At 46.9% G+C, this 15,560-nt stretch carries 16 protein-coding genes and 1 other annotated feature; of the genes, 10 read left to right on the top strand and 6 right to left on the bottom strand.

Features of this window, described 5'->3' with window-relative positions; genetic code table 11:
* The first annotated feature begins 15 nt into the window (after positions 1-15).
* Together AA84_RS0101100 and AA84_RS16765 are read left to right on the top strand one after the other, a co-directional pair.
* Complete coding sequence (locus AA84_RS0101100) at positions 16-447, top strand: hypothetical protein (protein ID WP_010027488.1); 432 nt, start codon at positions 16-18, stop codon at positions 445-447.
* A 51-nt stretch (positions 448-498) separates the two neighbouring features.
* Positions 499-1,152: a DUF1801 domain-containing protein gene (locus AA84_RS16765; RefSeq protein WP_081791688.1), complete on the top strand. Its 654-nt coding sequence runs from the start codon at positions 499-501 to the stop codon at positions 1,150-1,152.
* 55 nt (positions 1,153-1,207) lie between these two features.
* Here AA84_RS16765 and brnQ read toward each other — a convergent pair whose 3' ends face one another.
* Positions 1,208-2,608 (bottom strand): branched-chain amino acid transport system II carrier protein, encoded by a 1,401-nt coding sequence (gene brnQ, locus AA84_RS0101090; RefSeq protein WP_037562614.1) that lies wholly within the window; start codon positions 2,606-2,608, stop codon positions 1,208-1,210.
* A gap of 62 nt (positions 2,609-2,670) precedes the next feature.
* Positions 2,671-2,928: a binding site (T-box leader), on the bottom strand.
* Between the two features lie 215 nt (positions 2,929-3,143).
* On the opposite strand from brnQ, the gene dhaK reads away from it, so the two are divergent.
* The 4 genes from dhaK to AA84_RS0101070 all read left to right on the top strand — a co-directional run bounded on the left by dhaK (position 3,144) and on the right by AA84_RS0101070 (position 6,451).
* Positions 3,144-4,133, top strand: a complete 990-nt coding sequence (gene dhaK, locus AA84_RS0101085; RefSeq protein WP_028975682.1) for a dihydroxyacetone kinase subunit DhaK — start codon at positions 3,144-3,146, stop codon at positions 4,131-4,133.
* A gap of 9 nt (positions 4,134-4,142) precedes the next feature.
* A complete protein-coding gene (dhaL, locus tag AA84_RS0101080; RefSeq protein WP_028975681.1) occupies positions 4,143-4,724 on the top strand; it encodes a dihydroxyacetone kinase subunit DhaL in 582 nt (193 codons plus the stop codon).
* Complete coding sequence (gene dhaM / locus AA84_RS0101075; protein ID WP_028975680.1) at positions 4,717-5,088, top strand: dihydroxyacetone kinase phosphoryl donor subunit DhaM; 372 nt, start codon at positions 4,717-4,719, stop codon at positions 5,086-5,088. Before dhaL ends, dhaM begins: the two co-directional genes overlap by 8 nt.
* Positions 5,089-5,302: 214 nt before the next feature.
* Positions 5,303-6,451, top strand: a complete 1,149-nt coding sequence (locus AA84_RS0101070) for a glycerol dehydrogenase (RefSeq protein ID WP_304363905.1) — start codon at positions 5,303-5,305, stop codon at positions 6,449-6,451.
* A gap of 101 nt (positions 6,452-6,552) precedes the next feature.
* Here the strand turns inward: AA84_RS0101070 and dhaS are convergent, their stop codons facing one another.
* Entirely contained in the window at positions 6,553-7,131 is a 579-nt protein-coding gene (gene dhaS / locus AA84_RS0101065; RefSeq protein ID WP_028975678.1) for a dihydroxyacetone kinase transcriptional activator DhaS, read from the bottom strand.
* Positions 7,132-7,237: 106 nt separating this feature from the next.
* On the opposite strand from dhaS, the gene AA84_RS0101060 reads away from it, so the two are divergent.
* Together AA84_RS0101060 and AA84_RS16760 are read left to right on the top strand one after the other, a co-directional pair.
* Positions 7,238-8,239, top strand: a complete 1,002-nt coding sequence (locus AA84_RS0101060; protein ID WP_028975677.1) for a dihydroxyacetone kinase subunit DhaK — start codon at positions 7,238-7,240, stop codon at positions 8,237-8,239.
* A 170-nt stretch (positions 8,240-8,409) separates the two neighbouring features.
* Positions 8,410-8,718, top strand: coding sequence for a coiled-coil domain-containing protein (locus tag AA84_RS16760; protein ID WP_037562612.1), 309 nt, complete (start codon positions 8,410-8,412; stop codon positions 8,716-8,718).
* A 159-nt stretch (positions 8,719-8,877) separates the two neighbouring features.
* Here AA84_RS16760 and AA84_RS0101050 read toward each other — a convergent pair whose 3' ends face one another.
* The 4 genes from AA84_RS0101050 to AA84_RS0101035 form a co-directional block, all read right to left on the bottom strand.
* The gene (locus AA84_RS0101050) at positions 8,878-9,816 is read right to left on the bottom strand and encodes a sensor histidine kinase (protein ID WP_028975676.1); all 939 of its coding nucleotides are present in this window, start codon (positions 9,814-9,816) and stop codon (positions 8,878-8,880) included.
* Positions 9,803-10,453: a response regulator transcription factor gene (locus AA84_RS0101045; RefSeq protein WP_028975675.1), complete on the bottom strand. Its 651-nt coding sequence runs from the start codon at positions 10,451-10,453 to the stop codon at positions 9,803-9,805. Before AA84_RS0101045 ends, AA84_RS0101050 begins: the two co-directional genes overlap by 14 nt.
* Before the next feature lie 163 nt (positions 10,454-10,616).
* Positions 10,617-12,632, bottom strand: coding sequence for an FtsX-like permease family protein (locus tag AA84_RS0101040; protein WP_236628045.1), 2,016 nt, complete (start codon positions 12,630-12,632; stop codon positions 10,617-10,619).
* 10 nt (positions 12,633-12,642) lie between these two features.
* Positions 12,643-13,401 carry an ABC transporter ATP-binding protein gene (locus tag AA84_RS0101035; RefSeq protein ID WP_028975673.1) on the bottom strand — a complete coding sequence of 253 codons (759 nt, stop codon included), beginning with the start codon at positions 13,399-13,401 and terminating at the stop codon, positions 12,643-12,645.
* A 319-nt stretch (positions 13,402-13,720) separates the two neighbouring features.
* On the opposite strand from AA84_RS0101035, the gene AA84_RS0101025 reads away from it, so the two are divergent.
* Entirely contained in the window at positions 13,721-14,746 is a 1,026-nt protein-coding gene (locus AA84_RS0101025) for a daunorubicin resistance protein DrrA family ABC transporter ATP-binding protein (protein ID WP_037562609.1), read from the top strand.
* Positions 14,743-15,558, top strand: coding sequence for an ABC transporter permease (locus AA84_RS0101020; protein ID WP_028975671.1), 816 nt, complete (start codon positions 14,743-14,745; stop codon positions 15,556-15,558). Before AA84_RS0101025 ends, AA84_RS0101020 begins: the two co-directional genes overlap by 4 nt.
* The last annotated feature ends 2 nt before the right edge of the window (positions 15,559-15,560 follow it).

The raw sequence follows: 15,560 nt of genomic DNA, 5'->3' as shown, positions 1-15,560 counted from the left end.
GGGGAAACGAATCGGATGCATGCATCTTCATCACTGGAACAACAGCAGATTGAAAAGCATATTTTTCAGATTATAAGCGATGAGCTTGGGACGGATCTTATCGCCAATCCGGTTGTTCCATGTGGGGATGCGACGATTCAGCCGGATTTTTATTCTGATGAGCACGGTATTATTGGTGAAATCTATGCACATATCGGTTCACTGAAGCCGCCGCAACAGAAAAAGATGTTGGCGGATATCCTGAAAATGCTTCTATTAGAAAAGATGACGGGCCGCACGTATCGAAAAATCATTGCGATTTGTGATGACGCGGTATTTAAAGCGATCACGGGAAAGTCGTGGGCTTCAGCTTGTTTTAAGGCCTTTGAAGTTGAGATTCGAAACGTTGCTATAGGGGAAGAGCAGCGGATGCTCTTGACCGGTGCACAGAAAAGGCAGTATCGATGAAACGGGCACAAAACGTTGTGTTCGAAGAAACCGAGAGAAAGGTGTTGCCCAATGACAGAGAGCAGATTAAACCCTAAAGTTGATGAATTCTTAAGTAAGCCGAGCAAGTGGGCGGAATGCTACGCGCGGCTCCGGGCGATTGTTCTGGACTGCGGGCTGACGGAGGCGTTTAAGTGGAAGCATCCGTGCTATACAGTTGAAGGAAAAAACGTTGTACTGATTCATGGCTTTAAAGACTATTGCGCGTTGCTGTTTCACAAAGGAGCATTGTTGAAGGATGCGCATGGCATTCTGATTCAGCAAACCGAAAACGTTCAGGCGGCGCGGCAGATTCGCTTTACCACGGTGCAAGAAATTGCTGATCTGGAAGATGTGATCAAGGCGTACATTCTTGAAGCCATTGCTGTTGAAAAAGCGGGACAAAAAGTACCGATGAAGAAGCGTGCGGAAGTCGGCGTTCCCGAAGAGTTGAAAAGTAAGTTCGAGGAACTGCCTGAGTTGAAGCCTGCTTTTGAGGCGCTGACGCCGGGAAGGCAAAATGCTTACATTTATTATTTTTCGCAAGCGAAACGATCGGCAACGCGGGCGTCCAGAATTGAAAAAAGTGTGCCGAGAATCCTCAAAGGAAAAGGATTAAACGATTGCGTGTGCGGGCACTCGAAAAAAATGCCTAACTGTGATGGCTCGCATAAGCAGTTCCAATAAACACAAAAAGGACAGCCGCTGCCCGTGCAGCATGGCTGTCCTTCATTCCATTGAATTATTTTTGTTTTGCTTTTAGTTCTGCGTTCAGCGATAGTGAGGGCACACGGCTGTACAGTAGATACGCAGCGATGCCAAGGGTGAAGCCGATCAGGGCAAAAGGAATCCAGGCGAAGCCAAGGTTAAACAGTGGCAGATAGCTGCTTGCAAAGTGGATCAGCGCTTGAATTGGCGCCGCCTGATTCAAGATTGGCGGCAGCGCGTTCGTGGCGTCAAATAAAGCGGGAATAACGGTAAAGAGCGTTGTGAATCGGTAAACGATTGGCGACTTTTTGAACAATGGTGACAGGATTGATAAGAAAATTACCGTGATTGCGAGCGGGTACAAAAGCATTAAGATCGGCAGTGACCAGTTGATAATCTGCGTTAATCCGACATTGGCAATGATGAATGAAATCAAACAGGTCAATCGCAGGAACGCTAAATAACTGATCCGCGGGAACTGCTTATGGAAATCCTGGGCAAAGGCGGTGACCAGCCCCATCGCCGTAGTGAGACAAGTGACGGTCGCTAACGTGGCTAAGATGGCGCTGCCCACTGCGCCCATATAATGATTGGCAATTTGACCGAAAGCGATCCCGCCATTTTCCGAAAGTTTGAAGTGTGCCAAACTCATTGCACCGATCACAATAAGGCCAAGATAGATGAGTGCTTCCAAACTGATGCAGATGATTCCAGATTTTGCCGTTGCCGCAGCAATCGATTTGGGATTGCGGACGCCCATCAGCTTAATGGAAGTCACGATCGTGACACCGAAGGCGAGGCCGGCTAGGGCATCCATTGTATTATAGCCTTCGAGAAAACCATTTGTCAGCGCAGCGTGAATGTAGTCGGTGCTGATTGCTGCTTGTCCGGCGTCCCCCATTGGCTTAAGAAATGCGACGAAGAAAATAATGAAGAGCAGGACTAAGAAAAGGGGATTCAGCAGTTTGCCGATGACGTCAATTATATGTGACTCGCTGCGCGACAAGAAATAGGTCAGCGCGAAAAAGATGGCCGAGTAGACGAGCAGCCAGATCCATTTGTGGTCTGCCGAAACATAAGGAGCAAAACCAAGTTCAAACGGTACGGTTGCGGTACGCGGCGTGGCGAACAGAGGCCCCAGTGTGGCGTGAACCAAAATCAAAAAGATCAGGGCGTAATGATGGCCGATTGGTCGCGCAACATCGTAAATGCCTTCACTTTTGGTGATGCTGATGGCAATGATCGAAAGCAGCGGCAGCAGTGTGCCGGAAAGTAGGAAACCGATCGCGGCGGGAAACCAATTGCTGCCCGCCAGTTGGCCGAGATGCAGCGGGAAAATTAAATTGCCGGCACCAAAAAACATGCCGAAAAGCAGTGATCCGATCGTTAGATAGTTAATGAATGTCAGCTTGGATTGCTGATTCTCTGTGTTCATGTGTAAACTCCTCCTTGAAAATTGTAAAAATAAAAACGCCCTTTAAAAGCATCATCATGCTTTTAAAGGGCGTTGGATACGCGTTACCACCTTTGTTTGCGGCGCCATCACTGGCTGCCGCCTCGCCACGTACTGCCGATAGTAACATCGGCAAGACGCTGGCATGTTAACGGGTGCTGCCGTTGAACACTTCATTCGTCGAATGTCGCATTCACCGCTCAAGGGCTACCTTCACTTTTTATCGACACCTGCTCCCTTTTCACCGGTAGAAGCTCGCTAAAAGGCTCGATAAAAGCTACTCTCCCTATCATTGCATTGATTTATTCACGAATTTTGAGAGTGTTTTTACTTTATACTCTTTTTTCAAAACTGTCAATAGCTTGCGATTGAAAATTTAGCGGTTTGTGTTTAATGGGTGAGCTGCTGTGGACAGCTATTCGCAAATGAAAGCGGACACATTTGGAAATCTGTCCATTACAATGTAATCGCATACAAGTTAATATAGACATGTGGAAAATGAAAGGGGGCAGATAAAGTGAAAAAAATCATGAATAAACCGGAGCAGGCTGTTGACGAAATGGTTCAGGGGATTGTGTCTGCGGGATGTGGTCAATTGAAAAATATCCCTGAAACAGGTGTGATCTATCGTTCGGAACTGCCCAAAGACAAAGTCGCTTTAGTCAGTGGCGGCGGTAGTGGTCATGAGCCGACACACGCCGGATTTGTCGGGGACGGAATCCTTGCGGCGGCGGTTTGCGGATCGGTATTTACGTCACCGACTCCGGATCAGATTTATGAAGCGATTAAACAGGTGGATCAGGGGAAAGGTGTTTTTCTCGTTATTAAAAATTACTCAGGCGATGTGATGAATTTCGAAATGGCCAAAGATTTGGCCGAAGCCGATGGTATCCGTGTTGAATCCGTTGTCGTTGATGATGATATTGCGGTCGAGGACAGTACTTATACGGAGGGGAAACGCGGAGTTGCCGGAACGGTGTTCGTTCATAAAATCCTTGGTGCCGAAGCAGCAAGAGGGACGACTATAGATGAAATGAAAGCGGTTGCCGGCCGGATCGTCCCCAATATCAAGACACTGGGCGTCGCGCTTAAAGCGGCGACGGTTCCTGAAGTCGGCAAACCGGGCTTCGAATTAGGGGACACCGAAATTGAATTTGGCGTCGGCATACACGGCGAGCCCGGCTACAGACGTGAATCACTGAAAACCTCGCGTGAATTAGCTGAAGAAATTGTCTCTAAATTGAAGAACGCTTTTCAATGGTCTGAAGGCGAACATTATGCGGTACTCGTTAATGGACTGGGTGCCACACCGTTGATGGAACAATACATTTTCTGGCAGGATGCGGAGAAATTACTGAAGAAAGACGGCCTCTTGATTGATTTTATCAAAGTAGGCAGTTTGACGACCTCGTTAGATATGGAAGGACTTTCGCTGACGCTCTGTAAATTGGAAGATGCGCGCTGGCTGGAGAACTTGAAATGGGAAACGCACACACTTGCATGGTAAAGGGAGATGATGTTAATGGTAGATAAAATAAAAAAATGGTTGGAGCTATTTGCAGCGCAGTTGCATGAACAGAAAACGTATCTGAGTGAGTTAGATAGCGCGATTGGCGATGGGGATCACGGGAATAACATGGCACGCGGCGCGGACTTTTTATTAAAAAGTTTGGATCAGTCGGGTGACACGTCGGCTGTATTTAAAAACGCGGCGATGGCTCTCCTCTCCAAAGTCGGAGGGGCTTCAGGACCGCTGTACGGTTCGGCTTTGCTCGCGCTCTCGAAAAAAGCGGGTGAAACCGATGACCGCAGTGAATGGATTGCGGCGGGAGCGGAAGCCATCGCTCATCGCGGAAAATCCGAAGCCGGTGATAAGACGATGCTGGATGTTTGGCTGCCGGTTCAGAAAGCACTGGCAGACGGTTCATTAACGCATGAGAAAATTGATGCCTTTGTAGCCGAAACCAAAAGTTTGAAAGCAAAAAAAGGTAGAGCTTCGTATCTGGGCGATCGTTCGGTTGGCCATATTGACCCAGGTGCCCAATCAAGTGGTTATCTGTTCCATGCCTTCTTGGAAGCTGGTGCTGATCATGCCTGAGATTGGTATCCTCTTAGTCTCTCATGTTCGTGAAATCGGTGATGGTGTGTTGCGGCTGCTTAAGGAAGTCGCCGGGGATGTGACGATTAAAGCTGCAGCAGGCACAGAAGACAATGGTGTTGGGACAAGTTTTGATCGGATCAATGAAGCCGTTACGTCGTTTGAAGAGCCGCGCATTTGGGCATTTTACGACCTGGGGAGCGCAAAGATGAATCTAGATCTCGTTAGCGAGACAACAGATAAAAACCTAGAGATTCAGAATGTTTCTTTTGTCGAAGGCGCTTATGTTGCAGCGGCGATGCTTCAGGCGAATGCTTCGGAAGATTCGATACACTCAGAATTGAAACCGCTTAAAATAAAATGAATGATCGCGTCGTAAACGCTGTTTGAAATACGAGTACGCGTGAGCATAGCAAAACAAGTGGAAGTTTATGTACCCTCTCTGCGGGAGAAGCGAACAATGGGAGCACTGCAAACCTTGCAGTCGGGAGACCGGTCGGGATGATTCGTGTCACCCGCAAAAAAGTCGCTGGATGCCGACCCATACCATCTAATAACTGGTGAAAGAGGAGGAAGTTATCATGGAAAAAGTTTTTGTCAGCCCAAGCCGTTATGTACAAGGGAAAGATGTATTCAAGAAAGCGGATCAGTATGTGAAAAAGTTAGGCGATTTAGCGCTTGTCGTTGCCGATGAAACTGTGTGGAAGGCTGCTGCTGAAGCCTTCTCCGCTCAGCTTAAAAAAGGTGGAATCGAAGTTGTCAAAGAAGTCTTTCAAGGCGAATGCAGCATTAATGAAATCAATCGACTGACAGAGTCCGGAAAGACAAAAAAAGTGAATGTGGTGATCGGACTTGGCGGCGGGAAAACGCTAGATACGGTGAAGGCAGTCGCGGATCATCTGGATACTCCGGTTGTTTGCGCACCGACCGTAGCCTCCGCCGATGCACCAACGGCAGGCCTGTCTGTAATCTATACTGATGACGGTGCTTTTGAAAGCTATTTGTTCTATGATAAGAATCCGGAACTCGTTATTGTTGATACGCGGATTATTGCTGAATCGCCGCATCGGATGCTTGTTTCGGGTATTTCAGATGCACTGGCCACCTGGATTGAAGCGCGTGCGGTTGCTGAAGGACATAATAATACCATGTCCGGCAAACAACCGACGTTGGCAGGTAAGGCAATTGCGGAAACCTGCGAAAAAGTGCTCTTCGATTATGCGCTTCCTGCGATTGAAGCGAACCAACAGAAAATTGTTACACCGGCACTTGAAGCGATTGTCGAAGCGAACACGCTGCTCAGCGGTCTAGGTTTCGAAGATGGCGGACTTGGCGCAGCCCATGCGATTCATAACGGATTTACCGCTTTGACCGGTGATATTCACCACCTGACGCACGGAGAAAAGGTAGCGTATGGTGCGCTGACTCAGCTTGTTCTTGAGAATAAGCCGTTTGATGAGCTGGAACGCTACATTGGCTTTTATCTGAAACTTGGTTTGCCAACCTCACTTAAAGAAATTCATCTTGAAAAAGCGACGGATGAAGAACTTTACAAGGTCGGTGAAAAGGCGACGGCTCCTGGAGAGACGATCCATCAAATGCCGTTTGCGATTACGGCAGATGATGTGGTCCAAGCAATCAAAGGTGTCGATGCGTATGTCAAAGACTATAAATCTCGCCATGGCTGGTCTGTCGAAAGCGAGAAGAAATTACTAGCAGTGGACTAACCGAGTTTCTTCGAAGCCATGCTCTTTATCTGCTAATTTAGAATGATCAACAAAAGAACCTCGGCCAAATGCCGGGGTTTTCATAACTGACTGACCAATTGTTAGTCGCGTCTTTGATGCTTCGACCGATCTTGCGCGGATTGAAACGCCTGATCCAAGAGCCGTACAATACGCTTGGCGATGATCTTCGGTTTTTCCGGACAAGAGTCATTCAGCCACTTAATGGCTACGCCAACAATGGCATAACTGTAAAAGTCGCTCAAAAAATCGGCGAAATCGTTTGTTAGGGATAAATCGCCGTTATCGTCCAATTCGTCAATCCAATGGCGAATCAAAAGTTTCGTCTGCTCAAGTAAATAGTCGCTGAGTGAATTCTGGCTGGTAAATTCAAGGACTTTTATATAGAAATTCTGATTCTCATAGAGGTAGGTGAAGATGCGTTCAATGATCATTGCTGTATTTTCATAGTTCATATAATCCTGGATATTCTCGATTGCTTCTTCATAATAGATCCAGGAAACCAATTCATATTTATCCTTAAAATAATTGTAGAAGGTTTGTCTGCGCATGTGGCAATGACGCATGATGTCTCGAACCGTTACTTTTTCAAACGATTCCTTTTTCAAAAGTTCTCTTAATGCAGTGGCAATCGTTTTTTTGGTGATTAGTGATCCTGTCATCGGTTCAGCTTCGCCTCCGAACACCCCTATTTAAATTATACCATTGGGGAATTGACGCGGACTAGTAAAAGCGTAACAATACAGGTAAAAGAGAGGGATCGCTACGGTGAAAAAGATTATTAATCATAAAGCAGACATCATTGAAGATATGTTTCAAGGCATTGCCTTTAATTATCAGGATTTGTTAACACGTATTGGGCGGACGGGCATCTTCTATTCAAAAAAGTGGGCACGTGATCGGATTGCGGTGATTGGTGGGGGCGGAAGTGGGCATGAACCGACCGATACCGGATATGTCGGGGATGGGATGCTGACAGCAGCGGTGTGCGGGGAGCTGTTTACCCCGCCAAAAGCAGAATTAATAACTAGGGCCATTAAAGAGGTCGCTGGACCTGAAGGCGTTCTTCTCGTTGTGAAAAATTTCAAAGCGGACATTGAAGCATTTAATCAAGCCGCACAGTGGGCAAAGCAAGAAGGCATTCCTGTTGAAATGGTTATTGTTGCAGATGATATTTCAACAGAGCGTCTGGATCGCAAAACCTACGCGTTGACGCGAAGAGGCGTTGCCGGTACGGTCTTCGTTCAGAAAATAATTGGCGCAGCCGCTGCATCCGGATTGCGTTTGCCTGAATTGAAGAATTTAGGCGACCAAGTGGTTGAAGCGACAAAAACGCTGGGGGTTGCTCTGTCGCCTTCCACCATAACCAATCAAGATAAAGTTCTGTTTTCATTAAACGAAGACGAAATTTATTTTGGCATCGGGATTCACGGAGAGCCGGGTTACCGGATTGAGAAGATGCATTCCTCAGAACGACTGGCGATTGAACTGATGAATAAGCTGAAAAATGCGTTTGCATGGAAAAAAGGGGAAACATTTGCAATCATGGTCAATGGCCTTGGCTCGACGCCGCTTATGGATCAGTTTATTTTTGTTAATGACGTGGGTCGGCTGATCGAGTTGTACGGACTAAAAACCCCGATCAGAAAAACAGGCAACTATATGACCTCAAATGATATGTACGGCATTTCGCTAACGTTCCTTCGTCTCGCTGATCCGCAATGGTTGCGTTACCTGCAAATGCCAACGGATGCTTATGCATGGAAATAAAACCGATGCAACAGATCGTTGCTTTGCTTCCACTTAGCCGGAAAAGTCATGCTTAAACAGCAAACAGGTGGGGCAGTCCTTCTTTTAAAATGATTGTAAGAAGGCCTGACTCTGTCCTTGCAGCATTCATTTGGCAGCTGTTATGATAGAACAAAAGGAGGTGGGCGATTATGGCTGGGGAATTGAGCATGATCATGCAGGCGATTAGAGAAGTTGACGCGAACGTTAAAGGCATGCGCGTTGAAATGGACGAGATGAAACAAGATATCACAGAGATGAAGCAAGATATAGTTGTGATGAAAGAAGACATCATTGAGATGAAACAAGACATCTCAGAGATTAAACGTGATCTGAAAAAAACGAATCGGCGAATGGATGACATGTATGAGGATCTGTCCGATCAAATTAAAATGGTACATGATGAACATTGGGAAACCCGTAAAGAGGTTCAGAAGATCAAAAAGAAAATCGGTATGTAATTTCAGCCTTTCTTCTTCTGTGAATGAATCCTTTCTAACTTATGAACACACCTTCATCCACGTTATTATATGTTTAATCTCTTTTCTGCAAGGATTTAATCCACAATACTTCAATATGAATAGGTTCACCTTTTAAATTAAAATATGGCTGTAGCCCTTTCACGCTCCATCATTCCTTTTTAGTGTCACCGTCGTTCCTTTGTCAATTTCGGAGTCAACATGGATGCTTAATGAGAGCCGATTGGCGACTTCTTTTGCAAGGAAGAAACCGAGGCCGGTTGCTTTTTTGTCGCGGCGCCCGTTGTAACCGGTGAAGCCGTGTTCGAATAGGCGCGGCAGATCTTCTTTTAAGATGCCGATGCCGGTGTCGCTGATTTGAATCGATTTTGCTTTGATTTGGATGCTGACGTTGCCTTGTTTCGTGTATTTGACGCTATTACTGATGATTTGCTCAAGGGCGAAGCCGAGCCACTTTTCGTCTGTCGTCCAGGTCGTATCGCCATCAACGGTGACGCTCAGTCCTTTTCGAATGAACAGTGGGGCGAACTTGCGCACGATTGACTGAACGAGCGGCTTCATGGGCACTTTGGTAAAGCGATAATCGGTTTGCTCGTGGTTCAAGCGCAGGTAATGCAGCAGCATCTCCAAATAGTTTTCCAATTGAAACGTTTGCTCTTTCAATTCGTCTCGGGTAAAATCACCGGTTTGTCCCATCAAATTGAGGACAGAGAGCGGCACCTTCATCTGATGGCTCCATATACGCACCACATCGGTTAAGTCGTCATCAAAGTGTTTGATCGCGGCAATTTTCGTTTCGTAGTACTCTTTTTGTTCCTCGAGCAACTTCTGCATATCTTTTTCTGCTTGCGACTGCGGGCTTAAGTCAACCTGAGGAACGATTTGCTGGAGCCGTTGGTGGTGGCGGCGTTGAAATTGGTAATAGTCATAGCCGCTAAAAATGATCAGAACGGTCATGCTAAACAGCAAACTCGACCAGAACGTGCGCATGGGCAGACCACGCAGAGAAAAGGTCAGACTGATGACCACGACGATCACGAGGACGGCATAAATAAAATACTTTCGTTCACGCCAGTACATAGCCGACACCTCGCACCGTTCCGATGTAATCAAAGCCAATCGCGTGCAGTTTCTTGCGCATTCGAGCAATGTTGACGTGCAGAGCATTAGCATCAATGTATTCATCCGATTCCCAGAGCTTTGCAAGCAGTAGGTCTTTGGTCACCGTTTGGTTGGGCTGTTCGAAGAAGGTGCGCAGTAGTTTAGCTTCGGTTGGCGTCAAAACCGCTTTGTTCGTCCCCTTTTTCACTTCGGTACCTTCCAAGACGAAGCCGTTGAACGTCAATTGTGCTTGAGAAAAGCTGTAGGTTCGGCGCAGCAAGGCATTGATTTTCGCCTTCAACACGTCGACTGAAAACGGTTTGGTGACGTAATCGTCGGCCCCCATGTTCATTGCCATCACCTGGTTCATTTCGTCATCTGCCGAACTGAGAAAAAGGATTGGGGTTGTTGCATGTTTGCGAATCTCAGTTGTCCAGTAAAACCCGTTAAAATAGGGTAGGGTAATGTCCATCAGAATCAAATCCGGAGTCTCGGCTTCAATTTCTTGGCAGACGCTGCGAAAATTCTGTACGGAAACAACGGTATAGTCATTCAGCGCAGAAGCGAGCTGTTTCACAATCGCTGCGTCGTCTTCCACAATAAAGACTTTAGTCATCAGAAATTCTCCCCTAGTGATTGTTATACTCATTCTACCGATTTTTTTGAAAAGGGACAAATGCGAAAAGAAGGAGCTCAAACAATCAATGATGAGACTCCTTCTCGGTTTCGAGCACCAACGCCGTCAGCCGTAACGCAGCATGGGCACCGTTTTCGGGCGATTAGCGTTCCACAATTCGGTAATAGGCGTGGCTCGTTTGTTTATAAATGATGTAGTAAATTGCAGCAACGACGGCGATTGTACCGATGCTTGTCAGCAACAGTAGGCCAAAGCGTGTTGTGCCAAATAAGCTGATCAATTTTTGAATCATGATGAAGGCAAAGCCGAAATGGACAATTGCGACGCCGATCGGCATGAAAAAGACGAGCAGCACTTGTGAGCGAATCGTTTGCCGCACTTCATCGCTGCTTAAACCGACTTCTTGCAGGATTTCGAAGCTGCGTTTATCTTGTTCTCCTTCAGAAATTTGTTTGTAGTAAATGATTAATGCGGTACCGAGAATAAAGGTGAACCCTAAGACCAGGCCAATGAACAGGAAGCCGCCTGCAAAAGATATAAGTTGCTGGTGCATGTCATCATAACGTTCAAAGGTCGGAGGCATACCGGCAAGCGTTTTTTCTTCGCCGCGGTCATCCTGCTCGATTTTCGTTTTTGAGTCATCCCTGCGCTGAATCGGAGCGTCTCCATTTACACGATAATTGGATAAAGTAGTTTGAAGCTTCTTGGCATCTTTGCCCGTTAAATCGGCGCTGATGGTCGTATCAAAACCAAGCAGGTAATGATTGCCTGCCGCTTTGGTTGCATCGTCGAGTACGGGTTGAATTTGTGATTTTGAGTTGACAATCAGGATCAACCAGTTTGATGCCATCCTACTGGTTGATGGAAAATTGCGGATGCCGTTAATTTTTTGTTTGATTTTAAACGTGCGGTTCCCAAATTTTACTTGATTCTCGTTTAAGCTGCCAACTGCCGGGAAGGCAATCGCTTCATTTCCGCGCAGATGAACAGGGTTTCCAGTCAATGTGGTATAGGTTTCTGCAGTCATAAAGTTCACAGCCGTCAGATTGGCAAGGTTTTGTTTGTTCTCGAATTTGCCATTGTTCAATGCTCCGACGATGCTGTTTGACCGTTCGTAAACGACCGGATTGCTCAACTTTATTCCGTTTTTCTCAGCCACTTGATCAACGAGTTCAATGCTTTGCTGCTGCGTTGTATTGATGTTGATGATCGTGTTGCGCACGAAGTAGTCGTTCAGAAATCCATTGATACTGGAAAAGAGGCCAACCGTTGTGGCTAAGGTGACGAACGTCATCGTCACCAAAATCGTTATATTTGCCAATCCCACCGCATTTTGTTTCATGCGATACAGCATGCTTGAAACGGTAATGAAGTGTTTTGGTTGATAGTAATAGCCTTTATTTTTCTTCTGACGTTTGAGCAGCCAAATTGTAAAGCTCATGTAGAACAGCAGCGTACCGAAGATGACAAACAGTACGGCGATAAAGAATTTCGTTAGGGCGTCGAGCGGCGAGGCAACCGTTACGGCAAGGTAATAACCGATGCCCAATGAGACAAGGCCAAGCAGGGCGAGAATGCCGCGTGACTTGGGCTCTTTTTCACCTTTGTTCGCATTTTTGAGCAATTCCAGACTGGACTGACGACGGATCGAGAAGCTGCTGATGATCATCAAGAGTAGATAGATACACGCAAATAGAACCGTCACAATCCCAACTGCAAGCGGACTCCACTGCAAGTCGAAATAATTTTCACCTACTAGGTTAATTAAGATGAGGTATAAAAATTTGGCCAATACAATGCCAAGAATGGTTCCAGCAACCACAGTCACAAGAAACATCATCAGCAGCTCCAGTATAGAAATGCGGACAATCTGCCGTTTTTTCAGACCGAGAATATTATAGAGTCCAAATTCTTTTGTCCGTCTTTTAAGTAAAAAACGATAACTATAAATCATAAAGATGGTCGCAAAGATGGTCAAAACGATCAATCCTAAGCTCAGCAGCATCGCGAAGTTTTCCCAACGCTGCAGCTTTTTCAAGCTTGGACTCAGCAAAATCGTTGCGATCATAAGATTCATGAGAAACATCACAACACTTGAAAGTGCAAAGGGAAGAAAATTGCTCATGGATTGATGTATGTTGCGACCGGCTAATTTCACGTAAAACAAATTATCTCACCTCCGTGCCCAGCAGGTTCGTCATTGTCATGCTGATCTCTTGCATGAAATCGGCGGCTTCTCGATTTGCGCGGTAAAGCTGATGAAAGATGCGACCGTCTTTAATAAACAACACGCGTTTGGCGTGACTTGCGGCGATCGCCGAGTGCGTCACCATCAGAATGGTTTGCCCCGTTTCATTGATATCTTCAAGAAGGGTGAGCAGTCCCTCGCTGTTCTTGAAGTCGAGCGCTGCAGTCGGTTCATCGGCGAGAACAAGTTCCGGTTCGGTGATCAGTGCGCGTGCGATTGCCACACGCTGTTTCTGACCGCCGGATAACTCGAAGGGCTGTTTGTTCAGCAGATCGCTGATATTTAATCTCGGTGCGAGTTTTTCTAGGCGCTGTTCCATCACGCGTACTTTTTGGCGACCAAGGACGAGCGGCAAGAAAATATTGTCGCGAACCGACAGGGTATCGAGCAGATTGAAGTCCTGAAAAATGAACCCCAAATGGGTACGGCGAAACTCCGCCAGTTTGTTTTCCTTAATTTTTGTGACGTCCTGACCGCTCAGGAGCACAGACCCAGACGTCGGTTTTTCAAGTGTGGCCAATGTATTCAGCAAGGTTGTTTTCCCCGAGCCGCTTTCCCCCATAATGGCGATGTATTCGCCGTCCTCAACACTAAAGGTTACATCGTGCAAGGCAACGGTTTTTTCTTTACTGAAGCGTGTCTGAAAAATTTTCTGCAAATGATTGACTTGTAACAACATCGTGATCGCTCCTTGACTTTAATTTATCTGATGTGTCTAGTATACAAGGGTTTGTGCGGCGCTTGCTTACAGTTCCAAGGCCGCGGCTTACAGATCTGTAAGGTTGCTTATCGACTCATGCCCCAGCCGATGGATAAAAAATCGGTCTGTAGAAGGAGCTGTCTTTCCGTCTCCCGTGCATTATGGGCAGACCAACGTTCCTTTATAGTTAGTAGAAAAGGAGGAAAAGCCAGTTGGATCGCATTCTAATGAACGCAGTTCCCGGGTTGAACAGGGATGACGATGCACTTCAAAACGTATTAGACGAGGAGGCATGCAGATGAAAATAGATGATCATCGAAAGAAAAAGAACAAACCCTCAAACGATTGGGCGATTGAAGCACATGGGCTGATGAAACAATTCGGCAAACACCGCGCGGTCGATGGGGTGGATTTAAACGTGCCGGCAGGATCTATTTATGGTGTGCTGGGGCCGAATGGAGCGGGTAAAACAACAACGATCCGAATGCTTTCGACATTATTAAGACCGGATGCAGGAACCGCGCGAATTTTCGGGCATGATGTGAGCAATGAGTCGCATCGCGTCCGCCAATTAATTGGCGTGACCGGTCAGTATGCATCGGTGGATGAAACGCTCAGTGCAACGGAAAATTTAATGATTTTTTCAAGGTTGCTTGGGCTGAGCCGCGCTGACGCACGGCGCAAGTCGGCAGAGCTTTTGCAGGCATTTGGTCTGACGGAAGCAGCCAAACGTCCATTGAAACATTTCTCGGGCGGAATGCGCCGCCGTTTGGATTTGGCGGCAAGCTTGATTGCACAACCGCCGCTGATCTTTTTGGATGAACCGACCACGGGGCTTGATCCGCGCACGCGAAATCAAATGTGGGCAACAATCCGTAATTTGGTGGATAGTGGATCAACCGTGCTGCTGACCACACAATATTTGCAGGAAGCGGATGAACTGGCGGATCGCATTGCGGTCATTGATCAAGGAAGGGTGGTTGCCGAAGGGACGGCGAATGAGCTGAAGGCCTCCATTGGCCGTTCCTCATTGCAGATTCGTATTCAGGACCCAACTAAAACAGAACAGGCGCGCGGTATCATCGAACAAGCACTTACGGTTGCCTCGGCTGTTTCTCCAGAAGGCGGCAAGATTACCGCTCCTTTAGCAGATGCCGATAGAGTGACGGATTTGCTGATTGCTCTGCGTGCAGCGGATGTTCATTTAGCAGAACTCAGTGTGCAGAAGCCAACACTTGACGAAGTCTTCCTCACCATTACGGGGCATGGCGTAAATGAAAATAAGGCCAAAAATAAACAAAAATTGGGGGCAGCTAATCGATGAAAACAACCACCATTCAGCCCGTTGCCGATCGCCACTTGAGAAGAAATACAAGCTTTACGCAGAGTTTAGCCAACTCCGTTACGATGGCCTATAGGGGGTTGCTGAAAATTAAGCGCACACCGGAACAATTATTTGACGTGACACTCCAGCCAATTATCTTTACGCTGATGTTCACTTATATTTTTGGTGGCGCCATTTCAGGAAATGTAACCCGTTATTTGCCAGTCATTATCCCCGGTATCTTGGTGCAAACGGTCATTACGACCTCGATTGTGACCGGCGTGCAGCTGCGCGAAGATATGGACAAAGGAGTATTTGATCGCTTTAAGTCGCTGCCGATTGCACGGATCGCCCCACTTGCCGGTGCACTTCTGGCCGACACGGTTCGTTACACGATTGCGACAATACTTACATTTTCAATGGGCTACCTTATGGGGTATCGACCCGACGGAGGGCTTACTGATGTTGTCCTTGCTGGTTTGCTTGTGATTGTTTGCTCTTGGTCAATCAGCTGGATCTTCGCTTTCTTCGGCGTGATCGCGCGAACCGCGTCAAGCGTTCAAGGCATTTCGATGCTCGTTTTGTTTCCGCTCACGTTTCTGTCAAATGCTTTTGTACCGGTCAATACGCTGCCGGACTGGCTGCAGTGGTTCGCAAAAATAAATCCGGTGTCTCATTTAATTACAGCTGTAAGGCATCTGACCAATTCCGGAGCTTTTGGCTGGGATTTCACAGTGACGTTGATTGGTGCAGCTGTTATCGTTGTCGTCTTTGCTCCGCTTACCGTTCGCGCGTATATGCATCGGACCTAATT

It is taken from the genome of Sporolactobacillus terrae DSM 11697, from assembly GCF_000648615.1.
GTDB lineage: Bacteria > Bacillota > Bacilli > Bacillales > Sporolactobacillaceae > Sporolactobacillus > Sporolactobacillus terrae.
This window is presented reverse-complemented; position numbering and strand designations above follow the sequence as displayed.

Coding starts and splice junctions, on each gene's coding strand:
- AA84_RS16760 (WP_037562612.1), top strand. CDS start 8,410: ATGGCTGGGGAATTGAGCATGATCATGCAGGCGATTAGAGAAGTTGAC.
- AA84_RS0101035 (WP_028975673.1), bottom strand. CDS start 13,401: ATGTTGTTACAAGTCAATCATTTGCAGAAAATTTTTCAGACACGCTTC.
- AA84_RS0101020 (WP_028975671.1), top strand. CDS start 14,743: ATGAAAACAACCACCATTCAGCCCGTTGCCGATCGCCACTTGAGAAGA.
- AA84_RS0101100 (WP_010027488.1), top strand. CDS start 16: ATGCATGCATCTTCATCACTGGAACAACAGCAGATTGAAAAGCATATT.
- AA84_RS0101050 (WP_028975676.1), bottom strand. CDS start 9,816: ATGTACTGGCGTGAACGAAAGTATTTTATTTATGCCGTCCTCGTGATC.
- AA84_RS0101045 (WP_028975675.1), bottom strand. CDS start 10,453: ATGACTAAAGTCTTTATTGTGGAAGACGACGCAGCGATTGTGAAACAG.
- brnQ (WP_037562614.1), bottom strand. CDS start 2,608: ATGAACACAGAGAATCAGCAATCCAAGCTGACATTCATTAACTATCTA.
- dhaL (WP_028975681.1), top strand. CDS start 4,143: ATGTTAATGGTAGATAAAATAAAAAAATGGTTGGAGCTATTTGCAGCG.
- dhaS (WP_028975678.1), bottom strand. CDS start 7,131: ATGACAGGATCACTAATCACCAAAAAAACGATTGCCACTGCATTAAGA.
- AA84_RS0101025 (WP_037562609.1), top strand. CDS start 13,721: ATGAAAATAGATGATCATCGAAAGAAAAAGAACAAACCCTCAAACGAT.
- dhaM (WP_028975680.1), top strand. CDS start 4,717: ATGCCTGAGATTGGTATCCTCTTAGTCTCTCATGTTCGTGAAATCGGT.
- AA84_RS16765 (WP_081791688.1), top strand. CDS start 499: ATGACAGAGAGCAGATTAAACCCTAAAGTTGATGAATTCTTAAGTAAG.